This is a genomic window from Mesorhizobium silamurunense, assembly GCF_014843825.1.
In the GTDB taxonomy this organism is placed as follows: Bacteria; Pseudomonadota; Alphaproteobacteria; order Rhizobiales; family Rhizobiaceae; genus Mesorhizobium; species Mesorhizobium silamurunense.
Genome location: NZ_JHQR01000061.1, coordinates 60,725 through 81,709 on the forward strand (window position 1 = coordinate 60,725; position 20,985 = coordinate 81,709).

The window sequence follows — 20,985 nt, forward strand, 5'->3', positions numbered from 1 at the left end:
AGCGACTTCCCAAGCGCTATAGCGCCATCACCGAAATCCTGGGGCGGTGGGCCTTGGCCCAGGCGACGCATTTGTCGAGCAGCCAGGCGTTCAGCTCCTCGTATCTTTTGAAGCGCAGCCACGGGGTGAAGAAGCGCTCGCGCACCAGGCCGACCTGGTTCTCGACCTGCCCCTTCTCTCAGCCCGACGCCGGCGTGCAGGCGACGGGCTGGACCAGATAGTGGCTGCACATCTGCAGGAAGCGGCGATTGTACTGACGGTCCTTACCGACGAAGACCGTCTCCACCGCCGTCTTCATGTTGTCGTAGATGCCGCGCGTGCAGGCCCCGCCGAAGAAGGCGAAGGCCCGGTCATGAGCATCGAACACCATCTCCTGCGTCTCGCGCGGATAGGCCCTGACGAACATCATGCCGCTGTGGCAGAGCCTGATGTGGGCGACCTTCACGGTCACCGTCACGCTGTTGATCAGGACGATCTCGTGGCTCCAGTCGAACTGGTAGGCCTCGCCCGGCGCGAAGAACAGCGGCACATAGGCCTCAGCCATTGCTGCACCCCGTGCCCGCTGCCGGTCTTGGCATGCCGTCGGACCGCGTCGTAGCTACCCTCATAGCCGAGAGCGCAAAGCTCCTCGTAGATGCGGATCATCGTCAGGCGCTCGCGCTGCGGCTTTGCCAGGTTGCCGTCGAGCAGCGCATCGAGCTGCGCCTGCCAGGGGCCGATCCTCGGCTTCGGCTGATGTTCGCGCTCGTAGGAGAAGGAGGTCTCGTTCGATCGCAGTATCCTGCGCACCGTGTTGCGCGACACATGCAGCTCGCGGCTGATCCGCTTCAGAGACCATCCTTCAACATGGAAAGCGCGCCGGACCCGAGCGATCGTATCCACTGACTTCATCCCCTCTCCATCCGCTCATCAAAACAAGCGGATGGTCGCAGATCGACAGAACGAGGGGGGTCAATTTTGGACGCCGATCCTCCCGTCTAGGGGGTCAATTTTGCATGCCGATTCACATCGAAGACCTACGCTCCTCGCTGGCGATGCTCCACAAAACCGAGGGCTCGATGGCTCGGGTTGGGATAGGATTCGAGGTTGTCCGAGCCTCACGGAGGGCCGGGCGGATGATGCGAAGAACAACACAAGCTGGAGTTTTGAAGAACGCCTCGATACATGCAGAGCCGGCTCGGGTATCCTTCGCCTCCGCTGACATTAGTCGCAGGAGCGCTCAATTTCGGGAACTCTATTCGGCATTCACACGCGACAAAATGGCATTCGGCGGGCTTGTCGTGAGGACGCGCTGGATGGGGTGGCGATGGGCCGGCTCCTCAAAGGAGGCGAACCGGAAAGAAGCGAATGTTTGTCATGCCCAATTTGCGCGTCTTGACACCGGTTTGCCTTCGGCGGTCGGGGCGAAGGGGGCCAACGTGATAGCCATTTCCGGTCCCCTGCCCTGAGGATAATTGGCCGGGTCTGTCGCGAAGGACGAAGCGCTGGTCGCGGGTTTTGTCTTGGCGAAGGTGGCTTGCCAGTCAGGCGGGCGGCCGCTCCACTCCTTGATGAATGCTCCGCTGTCTCCGCGAGCGGATACGCACTATCGCGACGGATGCATTCGCCGTCAGCTCGAGAAATTACTCTGGCCATTTCCCCGGAGCATACTGGAATATCGATTTTGCATGGCGAAGATCGCGCTGTGTCCCGCAATATGGGTGCTCATGTGATAACGCCAGGGAGAGACGGCGATGGTGAATACGGGTCGCTGGATCGAAGCCTTAACTGGGACGGAGGAGAGCTCTTCCGCTGGTTCGTCGTTTCAGGAAATGGAGCTGAAAGAGAGGCTGCAAACATGGGGCGACGAAGAGGAGCAAGGGGAGGGAGAGGACCGGAACGAGGCGATAAGACGAATCGGAGAGTGGCTGGAGACCGGCAATCTCCGTGGCCGGCTCGATCTGACATCACTGTCCCTGACAGCGCTGCCCCCCCTGCCTTTCGGACTCGAGCGGCTTAACGTTAGCAGCAACGAGCTTGCCAGGCTGCCCGACGCTCTCCCGCCCGCTCTGCGAGCGCTCGATGCCTCCGACAACCAACTGACCAGGCTGCCTGAGGTCCTTCCGGCCGCGCTCGAGAACCTAGCCGCCGCCGGCAACCGGCTAACCAGGCTGCCTGACACGCTTCCGCCCGGGCTCAAGATGGTCGATGCGAACAGTAACCGCCTGACGAGCCTGCCCGATACGCTTCCGCCCACGCTTGAACGGCTTTACGCCAACAACAACCAATTGGCCTACCTGCCGGAGACTCTCCCCCCGAAGCTGAGAGAGCTTCACGCCAACAACAACGAACTCACAAGCTTGCCAGAGCGTCTCCCGACCGATCTACAGGACCTCAAAGCCGGCCACAATGAACTGACTCACCTGCCAGAGAACCTACCAGCTGGGCTTCAGATGCTGGAAGTCCCCCACAATGAACTGACTCATCTGCCCCCTAACCTCCCGACCAACCTTCGGCAGCTCAACCTGAGTTCAAACTTGCTGACAGGGATTGGCAACGCGACGACGGCCCTACCTTATATCCTAGAGCGCCTAAACGCTGACTGCACAGTTGAGCTGTTTGGTAACAGAATTCCGGAGCGGATGAAGGCGCACCTGAGGGCTCAGAGCTACGAGAACTTTCCGCGGATTTATATCTAATGCTGGGGGACGAAGGCGAGGCTCGCCTACCCGTCGCGAGAAGGGTGTAGTCACGACGCCCTGAAACATCGTCGAGAGCCTCCAGGCGTGTTCAGCAGCGAGCGTAGTCTGCTTGGTCATATCACCAGCCAGGACTGCCAATCCTCACCGCATTCCCACAAATTGGCTTCATCATCGCATGCTATCAGTCCTGTTGGCGCGCCACATTTTGCTGCCGTCGGCGGCGCGTTACGCTAGACTGAATACCCTACTTTCGGTCCGCAAACGCCTGTACGCAGCGCCACCGCAGGGCGGCATGCCGACGGAACCACCTGCAATGCGGACGTGGGATCAGGTTGGCTGGAGGCCTCACGACGGGGGATATGGGCCACGGTTGAGGACCAGACGTGGGCCTTGAAGTGGTTGGGCCCGCACCATGAGCAGCGCGGCAAGTATAAGCGCGCTTGAGGCATGACATTCCGGCTTGCGGATCATGGCTAGGTGCGACTTGCCGGTCCGGCGCCGCCGATCAGTACGGTATTGGGCTGGTCGGCGACGAAGCGACGAAGGTGCGCCCTTGGCCATTTCGCGGATCAGCTCCACGTCAACCAGCAATACCGTCCTCGCCAATTCAGACGCGATTTGCTAGCAGCGGGGAGCTGAACACGCGAAGCTGTTATACTGAGCTGCTAGTTCGCCGGAACGGCTGAGGCGAGAGAGGTTTTTATGCGCTTCAGCTCGCTGCCGACACTACCGATCCCGTCCCGCAGCCTCTTCCCGATCAGGATAGGCGCGAAGGCGGCCGGAGGATTGTCAAGCAGTTGGATGAAGTTGTTACCGTCGAGGTCGCGAAGAACCGATTCGACGATTGCTTCACCGCGCGCGATCGCGTCAACTCCTGGCTCGGCTTCTTGCTCGATTAAGGTAGTGATCTGGCTGGATACCGTATCATTGACCTTCAGGATAATATCGTCGACAGGTTTCCAGGTTCCCCCGAGGGCTTCGACATCGTACTTCTCGCTGATTTTGCTCTTCGTCTCCTCCCAATGCACCAACACGGCGTCGCGGCATGCTTGCCATTTAGCTTCGATGCTCCGAACGGAGCTGGCGAAATCAGGGTCCAGCTTGTCCGTCTTGTTGAAGCCGAGCAGGCCGATCAGTTGATCATCGTTGCCCAGCCGCTGCTCCACCACGGCTATCAGACGCTCCACAATCTCGCGCCTGCTGGCCGCCTGGCCTTCTTCTTTGGGCCATTGCGATGACACCATCCTTCCAATTCTGTCGGAGCTCGCCTTTTCGATAGGATAGGGCAGCCGTCGCTCTTGAGCCTTTGCCTTGGTCATTCGGAACAGGGTTTCCACGACCTCGTCCTTCTCGACGGTGTCTCTCTGAACACTGTCGAGGTCGATCCCATCTATAATGACCGTTTTGCCGCCGGCGCCTTCGCTTACGCCTGTCTCGTCCGACTTTCGGGGGCTATCCGCGTGCGCCTCGTCTGCTTCGACCGCGTCGTCGACATACTGGAGATTTCGCCGATTATCGTCGTACGCCAGCATCAGTAGCAGCCGGCAAGTGAAATTGTAGAGCGCATTCTCTTGCTCTTCCAACGGCGTCGCGGCCACCACGCCTTTGAGCCAATGGGCGATTTTTTCCGTCAATGGGCCAAGTTCGGCGGTTTGCATTAACCCGCTTTGCCGACTAACGCGAATGGCGTGAGCTGCGATTGACGCTGCCGAAGTGGTAACAGTTTGCTTCATCACCTCTGAGAGGGTGTCCTCGGCGCCTCCCGCTGGGCTCTGTTGAGCGACCTTGTGATCAGTGTCTGACGGTAAGTCGTCCGCGTTCTCCTGAGCGGCTACTTCGAAACGATTTAGATCTTCTTCATTCAGGGGTTCTGCTTCCTGTATATCAGGAAGGCTTACTTTCAAATTTTTGAAATATCGCTTCATTTGCGTTTTGACGGTAATGAATTTGCCCTTGGCCATTCGTACGACAATAACGCCCTCTCGCATACTCCCCGTGCCAGACCCCAGAAATTTAAACTCACTGGGTTCCTGAACACCTTTGGGTGTTTTGTATGGCATATCTTCCAAAACACGCCTGAGGCTCGCCAGACCTTTTTTCCGCACCAAGGCAACTGGAACCGGCTTTTCCTCACCGCTAATGACGATAGTGCCGACTGCAAAGCAAAACTCAAGTCCTTCTCCAGAGTTATTTATCACATTCATATATTTGTACAACATTTCTTTGCTGTGTACCTGGCTCATTATACGTCTCCTTATTGGCTGTCTTAGGTTAATTTACGCCGGAAGATGGACGAAACGGCAACCGTTCCCGTCAGATCCGAGACACGACTCGACGCTCGGACAGCTCGAAGCTTCGGTCGGGCTTCGAGCAGCGGCGGCCCGCTGGCGAGGCAGCCGCATTTCGTGCTGAGGTGGCTCACGGGCCGTCCGATGGTCTGTTGAAAGATCAGCGGAAACCAGCGACCTGACGCACGGACGAATAAAGGCTTTAGCCAGTCGGTTTGCATGAAAGGTCCGGCGTAGGCACCCAACTCATTCGGCCGGCATCTCGTTTGTCGGCAGTTTCGAACCGGAGCTTCGTCGGATGCACCTGCAGTGGCGCCTTCCGATTTTAACCGCACGACAGCTGCATCTATCTTTGGCTGCAACGATGGCTCTCCTTAGAATCTTGGACATCTGAACTGCGACAGCAGATTGCGAGATAGGGGGTTGGTCAGGTTGTCGGCCTGAAGCAGGAACGTCGCCCACTGGCGGCCGGCCGCCAGTCGCACGTAGAAACGGTCGGGGCTTTCTTGACGAAGCGTCTTCCCCTCATCCAACAGTCGAAACAACGCCCAGGCGCCCTCTTTGGAAAGAGACGCGCGCTCGGAACCTATCAAAGTGACCGAAGCGCCGCCGGTGCCGCCGACAGTGGGCCACCGGAACCGCCTGGGCCTGTACGCTCCTCGCAGTTGACTGAGTTGCTGCCCGTCGACCTCGACAACCACCATCTTGGTGGACGGATCAGTATCCGCGATGGTGAGCAGGAACTCAAATGAAGGCTGCTTCTCGGCATCAGTGAACATGGAGTCCCGGATTGCGGCCGCCCGTCGGAATTGGGTCAAGGCGCCCTTGTGTACTTGGAAATCGGAACTTCTGGTGACCTGCGTCTTTTGCGGGCCTTCGGAGGCATTAACAATGCGAGCCAAGTGCTGCGCAAAAAACGTGTCGATAACGCCGTCGCGGCTGAAAAGCCGAGCGAAATCTCCCAAAGGGATGTCTCGATGGGATGCACGGTCGAAGGGATACCGTCCTACGGTTGCCCGCCGGCATAAGTCGCCGGCACCGCTTGCCCACACGCTAGCGACATAACGCTCTGCCTCGCCCAAAGAGAGTTTCGAGCTGAACCGACCCACGCTGACGATCCACTGCTGGATGGGTGGTGGCATATTGGCGGCTCCCGCTTCAATTTTGCGGATCGCGACAGCGGTTTGATCACTCCTTTCCGGGGAGCCTGAGCTGGCCTGCGCCTGGGTCTCACTGAGCGATTGGTAAAGAGCGCCGAGATCACGCAAAGCATTGTCAATCGGCGCTTGAGCATCCGCCGGGCTGTTTGGCGGCACCTCGACAAGTTGGTGTAGCCATTGAAAACGCTCGGCCGTGTAAAGTTGGGCATAGCCTTCAGCAGTACCGGCGACAGGCGATCGGAAGAGCGCCTGAAGGTCGCCTTCCCCTGGCTCCTTCTGAGCAGTGCTGTTGCCTTGAGTCGAGGGATCGGGTGCCGATGGTTCACCGAGCTTGGTCTCCTGCGCGGCCGCGGCGAGGAATAAACGGATCGGCGATGTCGGCGCCGAAAGCGCATTCAACCTTCGCAGGGCGTCGTCGACACTGGCCATCGGGCGGATGGAGATGTCATTGATGAGTTTGTCCCAATGAAATGCAAACTCCTGCAAATAGAGATCCATGGCCGCACGCTGCAGCTTCTGGCTGTCCTCGCCGGCGGGGGTGATCACCTGGTCGCCAAGCACCCAACCTTCTGCAGCAGCCGCATCTGCTGCCTGTGGCAGCAATCGCAGGAATGTTTGGTAGCCGGCTCGGGTGTAGATACCCGCGATCCCAGCGTTGAGCGGCTGTCCTGATTTGCGGATCAGGACGTCTCCTACCATCGGTCCAGCGTGGTCGGACAGACGCCAGGTTGGAAGTTGGGCGGCCCGCGGAGTGGTCGTGATGATGTTGAGGATCCGTCCTGGGATCGAGATGGTCTGCAGCTTCGCACGGCTCTTTTCGATCAGATCGCTGTTAAGGCCGATAGTTGGCAGCGGGTTCTCCAAAAGGGCGTCTAGGTGATCGCCCAACGCACGGCGAAGGCTGGCATCGGCCTCAGCTGGGTACATCACCTCCCAGTCGCGCGTCATCCAGTCCTTGATTACGCCGGGCTGGAACGGGCCCCGTCCCCCCAGCATCAGATAAATTTTCAGCGCCTGATGGAGGAACGGAGGATTGCCCTTGTGTTCCGCCAATAGTGTTTCCAGTCGGAAAATGAGACGCGGCAGCAAGATCGTGTTCAGCCCGCGGCGATAGGCTGCACGTGCTTCAACCCCAAGCTTTTGGCTTTGATCTAGGGCTAATCCTGCGAAATGATTGCCCGCTGTGACGCCTTCATCATAGCCGCTCGTCATGTCGCGCAGCCGCTCGAGCAGCGGCGGCACTGGTCGAAAGTCGCTACTGTCCACCCGTTCGAGCCTAAGCTTCTCCGCGTCCTCAGCATAACTGCTGACCGATAGATGCACCCTTTCGATCATGTGGACATTGCGACCGTAGGTGACGATCAAGAAGACGCTAGCAATGGCCACACCTGCCGCCATCGCCGCGCGCAGGCCATGGCGAAGCCTCCGCCGACGCCGTTCGGCGCGGGGATGGACCTCGACAAGCCCAGCGTCGGCGAAGACCACCTCGCGAAGCAAGCGAGTAATAAAATAACCACGCTTCTGATCGGGAGGAACAGGCCCAGCCGGTTGCGAGATGCCGAATGTCTGAAATCTGGCCCCAACAAGGCGATCGAACGGCGCGCCGACCTGCATACCGCTCACGAAGTAAACGCCGCGGAGCATGATCGGATCCTCGTACGAATTGAGAGTGAAGGCCTCCTGCAGGAATTGATGGGACAAATACTTGAGACTCGCGACCTGCTGTGGGAAGCCGAATACGAGTGCGCGACGCTGAATGCTGCTCTCTTGCTGCATTCGTTCAAGCAGCCTGTCATTGAGGCGCCCGACGAGTGCGTCATATTCTGCTGGGTATGACTCCATCGGATCGCCTTCACTTTCCGATGGCTCTTGGGCGAAAGTGAAACCCCACACGGCCTCGCGCCCCTCGTGGCCAAGGTCGTCGAAGAACTCGTTAAATCCCGCAATAAGATCGCTCTTGGTGAGTAATACATAAATCGGAAGTCGTAATCCGAGTTCTCGATACAGCTCAAGAATCCGCTGTCGGATGCATCTGGCGTGTTCGAAGAGCTCCTCCTCGGATGATGAGCTCAGCTCATTGATTGCGATTGTCACCAAAACCCCGTTAAGCGGCTGGCGCCTACGCCAGCGACGAAGCAGGCGAAGGAAGCCATGCCACACCGCTTTGTCCTGTTCCGGATTGCGCTTGTGAACCAGGTAGTAACCGGGAGTGTCGATGAGTACGGCGCGATCGGTAAACCACCAATCGCAATTGCGCGTGCCCTTGAGCACACCAACCGATTTCCTCCTGGGTTTTTCCGCCAGGGGGAAGCTGAGGCCGGAATTGGCAATGGCGGTGGTTTTTCCCGATTCGGGCGAACCGATAATTGCGTAGCACGGCAGTTGGTAGCGCGGCCGCTTGCCGGGAATGCCGGGAAGACGAAGTCCTTTTAGCGTGATGCGAGTTTCGCGAAAACGAGCTGACATGGTCTCCAGCTCTGCTTGGGCAGCGGCGCCGACTGGCGGTCCGCCCCGATCGGGCGATCCTGCCCCGTCCGCCTCCCTTGGCTTTGTCCGGACCGCGTCTAGCATGCCGGACACTCGTGTAAGGAAAAAGTCTTCTATGTTGCCTTGGATCATGTAGAACAAGACGAACGCGATCGGCATCAATGTTGACGCGGCAAGCTGCTCACTAAGGCTATCGAGTGGGACGAGCCCTCCAATTGAAAGGTGTCGTCCAAAAATAAAGATCACAGCAGCACTTACCAAGCCGGCAGCTGCGATCGCGAGCCATTTGCCCTGGAGCGCTCTCTTGAATGACTGCATGGGCTTAACTCTCAGCTTGGCTTCGTGATTGCAATTTCGATCCGGCGGTTCTTGGCACGACCTTCCCGGGTCCGGTTCGAAGCGATCGGTTCTCCGCTCCCTCTACCTTCTTCCCGCACGTGGCCCGGCTCACTCATCGTCGATCTGATAATCTCAGCCGCTGCCTTGGCACGTGCCGTTGAGAGGTCTTGGTTGGAAGGATAGGCCTGAGATTGAATCGGCATCGAATCCGTGTGTCCGGTCAAAAGAACCGCCCCGGGCTGCTCGTTCAGCGCTCGCCCAATCCGCAGGAAAAGCGGCACGAACGAATCTTTCACGATCGAACTTGCGGAGTCGAACATCCCCGAGGCGCGGATGGTAACCAGAATCTGCTGCGCATCCTCGGTGACAGCGACCAACCCATCGCGGATTTCGGCATCTAGAAAGCGACGCAGTCGATCGCTACTCACTACGATTGGGGGCGGTGCTGCGGTCCTCGCCAAGCTCACCGCTCCACGCGGCGGCAGAGTTGCCATCTTGGCGACGACCGCATCCGATTGGCCATCGAGTCTAACTAGAAGCCCCACGTAGAGCGACAGTACGGCCGCTGCACCGAAAGCGCCGGCGGCCCAAGGTGGCGCGAATTTGCGGGGCGGTCCCCGCTCTGTGGAGCGTTCCTGCCAGTGTGGAGCTATGTCGCGCTCGAAGTCACCGCGCGCTGCCCGGATCAGGCGGTACGTGTCCTCGCACAGCACGCTGAGTTCGGAGGCTCCTCGCGGGGCTACCCTGAAGCGACCTTCGAACCCCAGTCGCATGCAGTAGTAGAGCAACTCCAGCAGATCGACGTCGTTTGCAGAGGTTTTTTTGATTTGCTCCAGAAGCTCGAAAAAGCGGTCGCCGCCCCAAGTTTCGCCGAACAACGTTCCGACCATGCTTCGAGTTGTCCAGACGCTGTGGCTACCCCAGGCCGTATTCAGAACGATGTCGTCGATCGTGGCACAGAGAGCGTATTTGCTGAGCTTAATTGCCCGCATCGGCAGTTTGAGAGGCATTATCCGACGCTGGAATGCATCGATCTCTCGCAACACCCGCAGGCGTAACTCCTCGACATCAAAATGATCCCTACTGCTCTTGAGGTGAGCGCAGAGACCCAATAGCGCTGCTGCGGCCGCGACCAGTGGATTGAGACGCTGGAGAGTTAGCGTTTCCCCGAACGGCTGGTCTGATATCGGAAGCTCAGGGCCGACGGCAGGGCTGGAACTTGAGATGGTTTCGTCGCTCGACATAACTACCCATTCCTTTGGGCCGGCTCTTTCGTCCGCGCTTGTGGCTCGTGCTCGCTGCCGACGTTCCGCCGAAGTGAAGGCCCTAGCTCGAAGCCAAAGCTGCGAAGCGTATCATTCTCGATGTCAGAGACGACGTCTTCGAAGACCCGGCAGTACTCCTCCCAAACCCTGGCTTTTCGGCTACCGCCCCAGAATTTTCTGGTCGGCGCAACCGAGGCCTCGATGGCTGCAGGGCAGAGACGTTCACGAACACTGCGTAAAGCTTGGCGCGATGCCGCCAACAGCGAATCCTCATGCGCCTGGATGTCAGCAAAGGCTTGCTCCACGGCGATGTCTCCATGAAGGGTCCGCTGGCTGTCGGAGCATAGAGCCGCGTGCAACACGTCCCTGGCGTCCAGCATGAACTTCAGGGGGTTCTCGACGGGTCTCGCGGTCGTCTTACATTGAAGGCCGGGTTCTTGCCGGGCGCGCTCGCATGCGAAGAGCGCACTGCTGAGACCGACGACGGAATTCAGGAGCATCCGCCCCGCACGGCCCATGACAGTTGAAATATCGGCTTGCCCGAGATCTGGTAGAGATAGCCTGCAGGCCCCAAGAAAGGCCGTTATGGCAGCATGATATTCGTTGCAGGCACCCGTGTGATCAGCCACCATCGAACGAGATGGTTCCTCAGGCGCCGGCTGTGCCGAGGTGAGGCTGGCCCCTAGAGCAGGACCTTTGCTGACACTGATGAGGCTTGGCGCAACTGTCGAGGCCTGTGTGATTCTGAGTTCTGTCGCGAGGTCCCAATCCTCCGGAATGGTCTCGACGCTTGACGCCGGTTGCACGAAGATGCCGACCTGGTCGGGTATGTGATCTGGATAACTGTCCACCAGCCAAGCGCCCGCGTTGCCAGATGAGAGATCTTGCTCAGCATCCAGGAACGACATCGGCAGGAGGTCTTCATCGAAGGGCTCCGCCGGCAACCCTCCCAGTCGAGTGGTCCTGCCAACCGGTATGAGAGGAGCCATTTCAACAGCCCCAAGAAGACTCGACTGCTCAGGCGAGCCTACCGTGCGCAGCTCGCCTTCGGCAGCGTCCTCTACCGATGCTGCATCGACATTGACTATATAGCTGCCGACCTCAATGATATCACCGGTCGTCAAGTTAATAGGCAGGTCCGACGGCAGCGGCTTGGCCCCGCCATTCAAGGACGTGCCATTGCCGCTGCGCTCGATAAGTACGAATTCCCCTTCCGCACGCTCAATCGAGAAGCGGTGCGTTGAGAGGGTCTGCTGAACATCCGACAAAATGAACCCATTGTCCTCAGACACCCCTATGGAGAGTCCGCCGCTTGACTCAATCAGCCAGCTTATGCCGCGGCTCCCCGATGAGCCGGCCTCCATATTTGTCACACGTAGAATGAGTGGCATGTTGAGCCTGCAGTCCCCAATGGTGGCTATTGAGACCGAATGGCCCAGAGCGCCATTTCGAGATTTGGAAAATCACCGGCCACGTGCAGCGCCAAGCCAGCGGAGTTAGGCATTTCCTTCCAGAGGCGACTCTGCTGATCGATCTCAAAGTAGGTGACACCGACATGAAAGGGGATCTGCCGTGGGGCGACCGGCAGGCGGTTGATGCTGATCCCCTGCAATGCGACATTGACGAGCTCTTTGATCTTCTCAGCCGGGCCGATCTTGATTTGGGCCGGAAATTCGCGCTGCAGTCGCTCGGTCTCGACATCGGCGCGCACGGCTAGCACGAAGCTCGCATTCGTAAACAACGAACGGTCTCGCACCTCGGCGAGATGGACGCCGTATTTATATTCCTGCAGTGGCAAGGGTAGCGCCGTCCGTTCTAGCACAGTGCTAAGCGACGAACGAATGGAACTGATCACCGGCGCAAAAGCTTGCGAGAGAGCGTCGTGCTTGTAGCCGACAAAGGTCGGAGGACGCTTCTCGGTCCGGGAAAACGTGGCCAGTTCACCAGCCAACTGGACCGTGAGGCCATAAAGCTTCACTGGATTCACGCCTGCGGTTTTGAAAAGGTGGCGGAAATAGGGCTCGTAACGATTGATCGCCTGGAGCAGGAGGAAATCAGCAATTTCCGCCACCCCGCGCGTGCCCGACTGCGAAACCCGCGCAGCCAGCGCCTCACCACGATGATGAAGCAGGCCAGTGATTTCGGTCACGTAATTTGATAGGATAGGAGAACTGGCGCAGTCAGGGGTTGGTGGGATGTAGTTCTCGTCGAGAACGATCTGCCGGTCGGCCTGCACCTCAATCAGGCGGGCTACAGGAAGACAGGCGAATCCACCGCGATTTGCTGCGTCCGGCAGGAGCTGAAAACGCAGCCGCGCCACCTCGATGGATGCGCTGCCTCGCTCGCCGGCATTTGTGTCGACAAGATCCTGGGCTGCAACCTCGAATCGGGTTGGGACGTCGATTTCTGCTCGCGCATCCGTTTCCACCGCTCCTGGTTGATAGAGGGGCACCGCCAAGTGGATGAGCGAGTCGCGCAGATGCTCCGGAACCTGGTACGGAGTGGGCTGGTCGGCGTCATCTGGAATGCTGAACGGAGTGCCGTCCGGCAAAACGCCACACGCTGCTTCGATAGCGATCTTGCCCAAGCCAAGCAGCTCACGATTGAGCCGGAGGTGAGTGATGCCCCAGCCATAGCCATGCAAAACCGCCGTTCTGCTGCGCACCAGCTTTTCGACATAACGGTCGTTTTGCTGAAAATGCTGCGGCCGGAGGAACAACCCCTCCGACCAAACCACCTTGTTGTCCCAAGACATCCGCCTGGCCCGCCGTCCTTCGGTAAAATCGGTCTTCAACGAGGCAGTTCTAAAGCGTTTTTCTGAGACCCTCCATGCGTAGTTGACATGCAATCATAAGCGACAGGAATGCAGGTTGGCTCCGCCATGGCTGCATATCAATTTCGCATGCCGCATGAGACCTGATCATCGCCTAAGAGAGACAAACTATCCGAGGCTGGCCTGGCCTTTTGGGGGCGCGAACGTGATTAGGGCAACAGCAAATTAGCCATGCTCGATGTAGATCATTTGTTGAAGCCGGTTAGCGAGGCCAACCCATGCGGTGAGGCTCTCGACTACGATCTGAGTTTTCTCGAACTTGAGATGGCGGCGCAGGGCAAGCCCGCCCGGCAGATGGGAGATTCCGTCATAGCGGCGGAGGCTCCCGACTGGCGCCAAGTCTGGCAGCTTGGTCTGGAGCTCGCTGCCCGCACAAAGGACCTGCGCGTCGGTGTCCTGCTAACCCGCTCCGCTCTCAGCCAATTCGGCTACCCCGGACTTCGCAACGGCCTGGAGCTGCTCGCCGGCTATGTGGAATTCTATTGGCCCGAGCTGCATCCGCGACCAGACGTAGAAGAGTCGGGCGATCAGACGGTGCGCATTAATGCCTTGGCAAATCTATGCGATCCCAGCGGGCTTATCGCGGAGGTTTGCCAGGTTCCCCTCACCGCCTCCAGACAGTTTGGCACCTTTACCCTGCGCGATTGGATGGAGACGCAGCGATCTCAATCGAGTGAGATCGATTCAGCGACCATCGACCTTGCTTTCGGCGATACCGACCCCGCCCTCCTGTCCCAACTCGGGGCGAGCCTCGACGCCAGCCTTACGGCTGCGATCGACCTGGAAGCGATAGCGAAGGAGCACGTCGACATCATCGATGCTGTCCGGTTCGAGCCCCTGCTTTCGGTGCTCCGGCAAGGCAAGGACGTGGTAGGTCGCCACCAAAAAACCCCTCCATCTGCAACCCTTCTGCAGCCGCTGGCAGCAGGAGGCGAGGTGCGCAAACCGGAAGAGATTAGCGGCCGTAACGATGTCATCAGCATACTCGACGGTATCTGCCGCTGGTATCAAGTGAACGAGCCGGCGAGCCCCGTGCCAGCCCTGCTTGAGCGGGCCAAGCGCCTTGTATCCAAGGACTTTATGGCTCTGCTCGAGGAGCTCGCGCCGGAGGGGGCTGCTCAATACCGCTTGATCGCCGGTCTGACGGGCGACTCCGGTGCATGAACTCGGAATCTCGAAAGGACAAACCGAAGAATGGCAAAGGCAAGCAGTCAGAAATTCATCAACCGAAATCGCCCCCCGCGGGTTCAGATCGAATACGACCTGGAAACCTATGGCTCACAAAAAAAGGTGGAACTTCCCTTCGTCGTGGGGGTCATGTCTGATCTCGCCGGCAATCCCGCCCAGCCGCTACCCCCAGTGGGCGAGCGAAAGATGATGGAGATCGACGCCGATAATTTCGATGACCGGCTCAGATCGTTGTCACCCAGGGTGGCCATGCGGGTGCCCAACCGTTTGACCGGGAAGGGCCAACTAGCTGTCGACTTGACCTTCGAGTCTATGGACGATTTCTCTCCGGCAGCCGTGGCGCGCAAGGTCGGAAGCCTCAGCGCGCTTTTGCAGGCCCGCATGCAGCTTTCCAATCTCTTAGCCTACATGGACGGCAAGATGGGGGCTGAGGAACTAATCGCCCGCTTCCTCGCCAATCCCGCGCTGCTCAGTAATTTCAGCGGCCTTCGCAAGAGTGAAGCGACCGATGAAGCACCCGATGAAGCAGTGGAGGCGCCATCCTCCTCCGCAGAGACGAAGGAACAGTGATCATGACTTTGGTAACCTCAATGCCCGCCCAGATGCAGTCCCCGCCTCTCGTCGACCCCGATGATTTTGGCGTCCTGCTGCAGCGTGAGTTCAAGACCCGTTCGGATCAAGCCCGCGAGGCGGTGGAGAATGCGGTCAGAACGTTGGCCGACCAAGCACTTCGACATACACCGCTGATCAGTGACGATGCCGTTGAGACGATCCAGTCGATTATAGCATCGATCGACGAAAAACTATCGGAGCAAATCAACGAGATACTCCATCACCAGGACTTTCAGGCGCTGGAGTCGGCTTGGCGGGGCTTGCATCATCTCACGTTTAACACCGAGACGGACGAGACGTTGAAGATTCGCGTTCTTTCCATTTCGAAAAAAGAACTGTCTCGAACGCTGCGAAAGTACAAGGGGATAGCCTGGGATCACAGCCCATTGTTCAAGAAGGTCTACGAAGAGGAATATGGGCAGATTGGCGGCAACCCCTTTGGCTGCTTGGTAGCGGACTACTACTTCGACCATGGTCCCCAGGACATTGATCTGCTGGCGGGGATCGCGCAGGTTGCTGCCGCAAGCCACTCCCCGTTTATCTCAGCTGCCTCGCCGCATTTGCTGCAGATGGATTCTTGGCGCGAACTTGCCAACCCACGCGACATCACGAAGATCTTCCTGACCCCTGAGCACGCCGCCTGGCGAGCTTTTCGCGAGAGCGAGGATTCCCGTTATGTAGCGCTGACACTGCCACGCGTGCTCGGGCGGCTGCCCTACGGCGCTAAGACCAATCCAGTCGATGAGTTTGCCTTCGAAGAGGACACCGACGGCAGCGATAGCGCAAAGTATTTATGGACAAATGCCGCCTATGCCATGGGGGTAAACATCACGCGGTCGTTCAAGCTTTACGGCTGGCTGTCCAGAATCCGTGGTTTCGAGTCCGGCGGCCTCGTTGAAGACCTTCCGGTGCACACTTTCCCCAGCGACGACGGTGGCGTCGACCTCAAATGCCCAACGGAAATCGCGATCAGCGATCGGCGGGAGTCGGAGCTCTCCAAGAATGGCCTTCTGCCATTGTTGCATCGGAAAAACACACAGCTGGGGGTATTCCTGGGCGCCCAGACCGTCAACAAGCCAATCAGATACGCAGACCAGGATGCCTCGGCGAATGCAGAGCTGAGTGCCAGGCTGCCCTATATTTTTGCGACCTGCCGCTTTGCCCACTACTTGAAGTGCATGGTCCGCGACAAGATTGGCGCGTTCAAAGAACGGCATGAGGTCGAGGAGTGGCTGAACCAGTGGATCCAAGGCTATGTCCATCCCTCGCCCGAGTTGGGGAGCGAAGAAAGCAAGGCGCAACAGCCGCTCTCCTCAGCAGAGGTCAAGGTCGAGGAAGTCGAAGATAATCCCGGCTATTACACCGCCATATTCTATCTGCGACCCCACTATCAGCTCGAGGGCCTTACGATCTCACTGAGGCTGGTGTCGCGGCTACCCGCGGCACGCAAGGGCTGAGGCCTTTGTGCTGCCATCACAAGTGGAGGCACGCCTCCAATACCACACGGGTTCGGGACCATTCCGGCCGTCGATCCGAAACAGCCAGATAGAGGAGATTTAGCATGGCATTCGATGCAGTCATGAGTTTCACGCAAGCGTCCAAGGACGGCATCCAGCCGAAGGGCGAATCCATTATCCTGAAGGACGGTATCACGCTCGGCGACCAGTGGAGTTTCTCATTGGAAAACAAGCTCAACATCGGCCCTCACACCGCTGGCGCCGGGTCAGGTAAGGCCGAGTTCGAAGTCTTCACCATCAAGAAGCAGGTGGATAACGCCTCTGCTTCCCTGTACGTGGCATGTGGCCGCGGCGCCCATTTCAACGGCGTCGACCTGAAGCTGTTCAAATCGACGGGTGCAGGGCTCGCGACTGCCGCTTCGAACCTGTTCTTACACTGGTCCTTTAATATGCTTGCGATCGAGAAGGTCGAGTGGTCCTTTGCCGAAGAAGCTCCGGAGGAGACGATTACCTTCCGATTTGGCGCCTGCAAGATCATCTACTACGGGCAGGACGACAAAGGTTCTCTTACCAAGGCTGGTGAGGGTATCTGGAACCAAATCGCCAACAGTACTGACTTCAATAAGCTCGTCGCCTGACAGCTTGCAGATCCGCGACCGCGTGCGTTCTGGCCGCTCGGCACGCATTCGGTCCCGGATCGTCGCTGCGGATTTGGAGATTGAACATGGTTGTCACTGCTAAGTGGAACCTGATCCAGCCATCCCTTCTCGACCGGCTCACGGATGACGAGCCGCGCAGTGCGTCCGAATCATCGAAATTATCCAGCCTTTCGCTGCGCCAAGTACAAGCACTAATCCTGCGCGACGTGTCATGGCTGTTCAACGCAAACCAGTTGGCCGCAACCGTAGACCTCCAATCCTACCCCCATGTGGCATCCAGCACGCTCAACTACGGTATCCGGCCCTTTGCCGGGCACCTCGTCGATGGCCTCGACACTGCCGCCTTAGGACGGGAGATCGCCGGCAGCTTGCAACTTTTTGAACCTCGGCTGCTTGCCAACAGTGTCAAGGTGACGGCCCTCACTCACGCCGACGGCTCTCTTGGCTTTAGGGTCGAAGCCGACCTCTTAGCGCAGCCCGTGCCGTTGCGCATTGTGATCCGAACCGAGCTTGATCGAGAACGCAAGATGGTCCGCGTTACCAGTCTAGACGCAGAGATAAGCTGATGGACCCGAGGCTCCTGCGGCTATACAATGATGAGCTTGCATATATGCGGGATATGGGAGCTGAGTTTGCCCGCACATTCCCAAAGGTCGCCCGCCGACTCGGAATGGAAGCAGCCGAGGCCGCCGACCCATATGTTGAGAGGCTGCTGGAAGGTTTTGCCTTCCTGGCCGCGCGGGTCCAGTTGAAGCTGCAGGCTCGTTTCCCAGATTTCACGCAGCATCTCCTGGAATTGGTCTACCCCCATTTTCTGGCGCCCATCCCGTCGATGACAATCGTCCAATTCGGGCCTGATCCGCTGGCCGGACGGCTTGAGCAAGGATATGTGGTGCCGCGCGGAACCAAGCTGCTGGGCCAACTCGCTTCGGATGCGATTACCCATTGCGAGTTCCGTACGGCTCACGATGTCCACCTCTGGCCGATCGCGGTGAGTGCTGTAGACTACTACACGACACCGGCGCAAATTTCGGCCCTGAATCTTCCGCTGCGGCAAGACGCGAAGGCCGCGCTGCGACTGCGCCTTCGGACAACCAATGGGATGCCGTTCAAAAACCTCACGCTGAGGGCGCTAACACTCTACCTAGCCGGCCCTGATGGCATCGGTTCGGCAGTCGCCGAACAGCTTATCGGCGATGCCTGCGCCATTGTCGCGCGGCCCGCCAGCCTGCCTCCCCCCTGGCAGGAGACAATCCCGCTCGGCCAGTTGCAGCAGTGTTGTCTGGAGCCCGATTTCGCTCTCCTGCCTGAGGTTCCCCGCTCCTTCGACGGGTATCGTCTGCTGCAAGAATATTTCGCCCTTGCAGAGCGAGCCTTGTTCATCGAGCTCGCAGGGCTAGCCAACGCCGTGGCGCTGTCGACGACAGAGAGCCTTGAGATCATATTCGTCCTCAACCGTGCCGAGCCACGGTTGGAACGTCACCTCGGAATTCAGAACATCGCCCTGTTCGCGACGCCGGCTATCAATCTTTTCGAACGCCAGGCGGATCGCATTCACTTGAGCGATAAGAACTACGAGCATCATCTGGTGGTAGATCGAATGAGGCCGCTCGACTTCGAGGTTCAGTCCATTATCGAGATGAGCGGCGAAGGAGAGAGCCGCGAAGCGGCCCGCGTTCAGTTTTTCCCATTCTACAGCATCAGCGCCCATGGACGGGAGGAGCAGCACTCCAGCTATTACACAGTCCGGCGAGAGCGTCGCCTGCAGTCGCAGGACCAGCGCTTAAACGGCGCCGGCACTGACTATGGAGGCACCGAGACCTTCATCTCACTTGTCGAGCGCCGGGCGGCTGCCAATTCGGTGAATCCCCGGCAGTTGTCGGTGCGATGCCTTTGCTCGAACAGGCATCTGCCGCTGCTACTGCCGATCGGTCATAAAGAGACAGACTTCACTCTCGAAATCGGAGCTCCGGTCGCGGTCACAAGGTGTCTGTCGTTGCCGACCAGGCCGCGTCATTCCTTCGCCACCGGCGACGTCGCGTGGAAGCTGATCAGCCATCTATCGGTGAATTATCTCTCGATCACGAATTCCGACAATGACGGCCATGGCGGCGCAGAGGCGCTGCGAGAACTCTTGGGCCTGTACGTCGATCCGGACGATACTTTCGGGTCGCGGCAGATCGAGGGAATACGAGAAGTCCAGTCGCGACCGATAGAGCGGCGGCTGCCAGGCGGGGGACAAGCTTCGGTCGCTCGTGGAATCGAAATCAGCGTCGTCCTGGATGAAGCGGCTTTCGAAGGCGTTGGCATTTTTCCCCTCGCCTCCGTCCTCAACCAGTTCTTCGCCAAATATGTCTCAATCAACAGCTTCACCGAGATGGTCGTCTCGACGTTGCAACGCGGCAAAGTGATGCGATGGCCGTCAATGATTGGTCGCCGGGCGATCCTCTGATGCCGGACCCTCTCGCACAGTTTCTGAGCGCAGTAGCGGCCGAGCCGCATGCCTATGATTTCTTTCAGGCTATGAGGGTCGTCGACGCAATCTGCTCAGATCGCCCCAGGCTTGGTGAATCGAGCCGCCCGGGCTTGGATCGGGTGCGGATTGGACAGCAGCCGGCGCTGGCCTTTCCGACCCGGTCTATCGCTTGGGTAGCTGAGGCTGGAGAGAACCATCCCGCCAGTATTTCCACCTACGCCTTTGGCCTGTTCGGGCCCAACGGTCCGCTGCCTTTGCATTTGACGGAGTACGCCCTTTTTCGGCAGCGCAATGCCGCCGACGAGACGCTGGTTCGGTTTGCCGATATCTTTCATCATCGACTAGCCTCGCTCTTCTTCCGTGCCTGGGCGGAGAGCGAACCGACCGTCAGCTACGACAGGCCACAAGTAGATCGCTTTGCCCTCCAGCTCGGCTCCCTCGCCGGTTTTGGCATGACGTCTTTGCATGGCCGGGACGCCATGCCCGATCTGGCGAAATTTCACTTCACAGGCCGTCTTGCCTCGCACACGCGCAATGCTGAAGGACTCGTCGCTATCCTCAACAGCTTCTTTGTCGCGCCGGTCGAAATCCGTGAATTTGTCCCCAAATGGGTTCAGTCGCCACCCGACGCGCTCTGCCTCCTCGGCCGCCACGCAGGCACTGGCGCACTTGGCAGCACAGCCGCAATTGGCGACAGGATCAAAGTCTACCATCATCGCTTCCGCGTCATTATCGGCCCGCTCGGCTTGGCTGATTACCAGCGGCTTCTGCCGGGGACCTCCGACCTTGAGACCTTGGCCACGATCATCCGCAATTACCTAGGAGATGAACTGGACTGGGAGGTCAATCTGATCCTACGACACGAAGAAGTGCCGGAACTCAGGTTGGGACATAGCGGTAAGCTCGGCTGGACCAGCTGGATGGGCCAGCGCAAGACGCGACGCGATGCCGACGACCTGACTACAGCGCCGATCGAGCGTGCCGCCTAGCGGCCGCTGTCTCCAAGTTTCCGAAGTTTAAGGAAGTCGGTTAGAGTGAGCCGCATGAATATTACTACCTATCCCGATGTACTTTGCAATGATACTACATTCAAGACTGCGGCAGCATTCCGCAACTTCCGCGATAGTATTTTTGTTGAGCCGATTCAACACGAGCTCAGGGGCACTGGCCAGCCCGATCTGTGGAAGATTTCATCCAGCTTCGGCATTGACCAAGGCATCATCGCGCGCCACGTGACCGTCGACAAGGCATTGACGCCGAGAAGGCACCTCCAGCCCGTCGATGTGGCGGAGCCGGATGAGCAGCGGGCCGTCACCAATATGCGCCTCAAGACCCCGACATTGGAGGGCCACCGGTATTTGAGCAAAGCGTCCCAAGTTTGCGTTGTTGCAAGGTATATTTCCGCTGTCCGGCTGCCGTACCAAGTGGTGAGCCCGCTGGAGGCCACGCGCAATCAACTCGCCGTCAGCCGGCCTGACGTTTCTCTCTGACGCGAGATGGCCCGTTCGATGAGGGTATCAGGATGCTGCCGGAACAACCT

At 58.7% G+C, this 20,985-nt stretch carries 14 protein-coding genes and 1 pseudogene; 9 read left to right on the forward strand and 6 right to left on the reverse strand.

What is annotated here, in order from left to right; translation table 11 throughout:
* Window positions 1-46: 46 nt before the first annotated feature.
* Window positions 47-891: pseudogene (gene istA, locus DH10_RS06995) on the reverse strand (IS21 family transposase); the annotation flags it as partial.
* 842 nt (window positions 892-1,733) lie between these two features.
* Here istA and DH10_RS07000 point away from each other — a divergent pair.
* Entirely contained in the window at window positions 1,734-2,678 is a 945-nt protein-coding gene (locus DH10_RS07000) for a leucine-rich repeat domain-containing protein (protein ID WP_192246821.1), read from the forward strand.
* A gap of 668 nt (window positions 2,679-3,346) precedes the next feature.
* Here DH10_RS07000 and DH10_RS07005 read toward each other — a convergent pair.
* The 5 genes from DH10_RS07005 to tssK all read right to left on the reverse strand — a co-directional run bounded on the left by DH10_RS07005 (window position 3,347) and on the right by tssK (window position 12,975).
* On the reverse strand, window positions 3,347-4,924 hold the full coding sequence (locus tag DH10_RS07005; RefSeq protein WP_192246823.1) for a hypothetical protein: 1,578 nt from the start codon (window positions 4,922-4,924) through the stop codon (window positions 3,347-3,349).
* A gap of 419 nt (window positions 4,925-5,343) precedes the next feature.
* Window positions 5,344-8,934, reverse strand: a complete 3,591-nt coding sequence (gene tssM / locus DH10_RS07010) for a type VI secretion system membrane subunit TssM (RefSeq protein WP_192384552.1) — start codon at window positions 8,932-8,934, stop codon at window positions 5,344-5,346.
* A gap of 11 nt (window positions 8,935-8,945) precedes the next feature.
* Window positions 8,946-10,199, reverse strand: coding sequence for a type IVB secretion system protein IcmH/DotU (gene icmH, locus DH10_RS07015; protein WP_192246828.1), 1,254 nt, complete (start codon window positions 10,197-10,199; stop codon window positions 8,946-8,948).
* 2 nt (window positions 10,200-10,201) lie between these two features.
* A complete protein-coding gene (tagH, locus tag DH10_RS07020; RefSeq protein WP_192246830.1) occupies window positions 10,202-11,611 on the reverse strand; it encodes a type VI secretion system-associated FHA domain protein TagH in 1,410 nt (469 codons plus the stop codon).
* Between the two features lie 26 nt (window positions 11,612-11,637).
* The gene (gene tssK / locus DH10_RS07025) at window positions 11,638-12,975 is read right to left on the reverse strand and encodes a type VI secretion system baseplate subunit TssK (protein ID WP_192246907.1); all 1,338 of its coding nucleotides are present in this window, start codon (window positions 12,973-12,975) and stop codon (window positions 11,638-11,640) included.
* A 249-nt stretch (window positions 12,976-13,224) separates the two neighbouring features.
* Between tssK and tssA the strand changes: the two genes are divergently transcribed.
* From tssA to DH10_RS07065, 8 genes are all read left to right on the forward strand, one after another.
* The gene (gene tssA, locus DH10_RS07030) at window positions 13,225-14,217 is read left to right on the forward strand and encodes a type VI secretion system protein TssA (RefSeq protein ID WP_192246832.1); all 993 of its coding nucleotides are present in this window, start codon (window positions 13,225-13,227) and stop codon (window positions 14,215-14,217) included.
* A gap of 30 nt (window positions 14,218-14,247) precedes the next feature.
* Window positions 14,248-14,811: a type VI secretion system contractile sheath small subunit gene (tssB, locus tag DH10_RS07035; protein ID WP_192246834.1), complete on the forward strand. Its 564-nt coding sequence runs from the start codon at window positions 14,248-14,250 to the stop codon at window positions 14,809-14,811.
* A gap of 2 nt (window positions 14,812-14,813) precedes the next feature.
* Window positions 14,814-16,310, forward strand: a complete 1,497-nt coding sequence (gene tssC, locus DH10_RS07040; RefSeq protein WP_192246837.1) for a type VI secretion system contractile sheath large subunit — start codon at window positions 14,814-14,816, stop codon at window positions 16,308-16,310.
* Between the two features lie 104 nt (window positions 16,311-16,414).
* Window positions 16,415-16,948 (forward strand): type VI secretion system tube protein Hcp, encoded by a 534-nt coding sequence (locus tag DH10_RS07045; protein ID WP_192246839.1) that lies wholly within the window; start codon window positions 16,415-16,417, stop codon window positions 16,946-16,948.
* An 86-nt stretch (window positions 16,949-17,034) separates the two neighbouring features.
* Window positions 17,035-17,535: a type VI secretion system baseplate subunit TssE gene (gene tssE, locus DH10_RS07050; RefSeq protein ID WP_192246841.1), complete on the forward strand. Its 501-nt coding sequence runs from the start codon at window positions 17,035-17,037 to the stop codon at window positions 17,533-17,535.
* 53 nt (window positions 17,536-17,588) lie between these two features.
* A complete protein-coding gene (gene tssF / locus DH10_RS07055) occupies window positions 17,589-19,421 on the forward strand; it encodes a type VI secretion system baseplate subunit TssF (protein ID WP_246506020.1) in 1,833 nt (610 codons plus the stop codon).
* A complete protein-coding gene (gene tssG, locus DH10_RS07060; protein WP_192246845.1) occupies window positions 19,385-20,434 on the forward strand; it encodes a type VI secretion system baseplate subunit TssG in 1,050 nt (349 codons plus the stop codon). Before tssF ends, tssG begins: the two co-directional genes overlap by 37 nt.
* A gap of 54 nt (window positions 20,435-20,488) precedes the next feature.
* Window positions 20,489-20,935: a hypothetical protein gene (locus tag DH10_RS07065; RefSeq protein WP_192246847.1), complete on the forward strand. Its 447-nt coding sequence runs from the start codon at window positions 20,489-20,491 to the stop codon at window positions 20,933-20,935.
* Window positions 20,936-20,985: the final 50 nt, after the last annotated feature.

Coding starts and splice junctions, on each gene's coding strand:
- DH10_RS07065 (WP_192246847.1), top strand. CDS start 20,489: ATGAATATTACTACCTATCCCGATGTACTTTGCAATGATACTACATTC.
- tssM (WP_192384552.1), bottom strand. CDS start 8,934: ATGCAGTCATTCAAGAGAGCGCTCCAGGGCAAATGGCTCGCGATCGCA.
- DH10_RS07045 (WP_192246839.1), top strand. CDS start 16,415: ATGGCATTCGATGCAGTCATGAGTTTCACGCAAGCGTCCAAGGACGGC.
- tssE (WP_192246841.1), top strand. CDS start 17,035: ATGGTTGTCACTGCTAAGTGGAACCTGATCCAGCCATCCCTTCTCGAC.
- tssF (WP_246506020.1), top strand. CDS start 17,589: ATGGGAGCTGAGTTTGCCCGCACATTCCCAAAGGTCGCCCGCCGACTC.
- icmH (WP_192246828.1), bottom strand. CDS start 10,199: ATGTCGAGCGACGAAACCATCTCAAGTTCCAGCCCTGCCGTCGGCCCT.
- DH10_RS07000 (WP_192246821.1), top strand. CDS start 1,734: ATGGTGAATACGGGTCGCTGGATCGAAGCCTTAACTGGGACGGAGGAG.
- tssG (WP_192246845.1), top strand. CDS start 19,385: ATGGCCGTCAATGATTGGTCGCCGGGCGATCCTCTGATGCCGGACCCT.
- tssB (WP_192246834.1), top strand. CDS start 14,248: ATGGCAAAGGCAAGCAGTCAGAAATTCATCAACCGAAATCGCCCCCCG.
- tssK (WP_192246907.1), bottom strand. CDS start 12,975: ATGTCTTGGGACAACAAGGTGGTTTGGTCGGAGGGGTTGTTCCTCCGG.
- tssC (WP_192246837.1), top strand. CDS start 14,814: ATGACTTTGGTAACCTCAATGCCCGCCCAGATGCAGTCCCCGCCTCTC.
- DH10_RS07005 (WP_192246823.1), bottom strand. CDS start 4,924: ATGAGCCAGGTACACAGCAAAGAAATGTTGTACAAATATATGAATGTG.
- tssA (WP_192246832.1), top strand. CDS start 13,225: ATGCTCGATGTAGATCATTTGTTGAAGCCGGTTAGCGAGGCCAACCCA.
- tagH (WP_192246830.1), bottom strand. CDS start 11,611: ATGCCACTCATTCTACGTGTGACAAATATGGAGGCCGGCTCATCGGGG.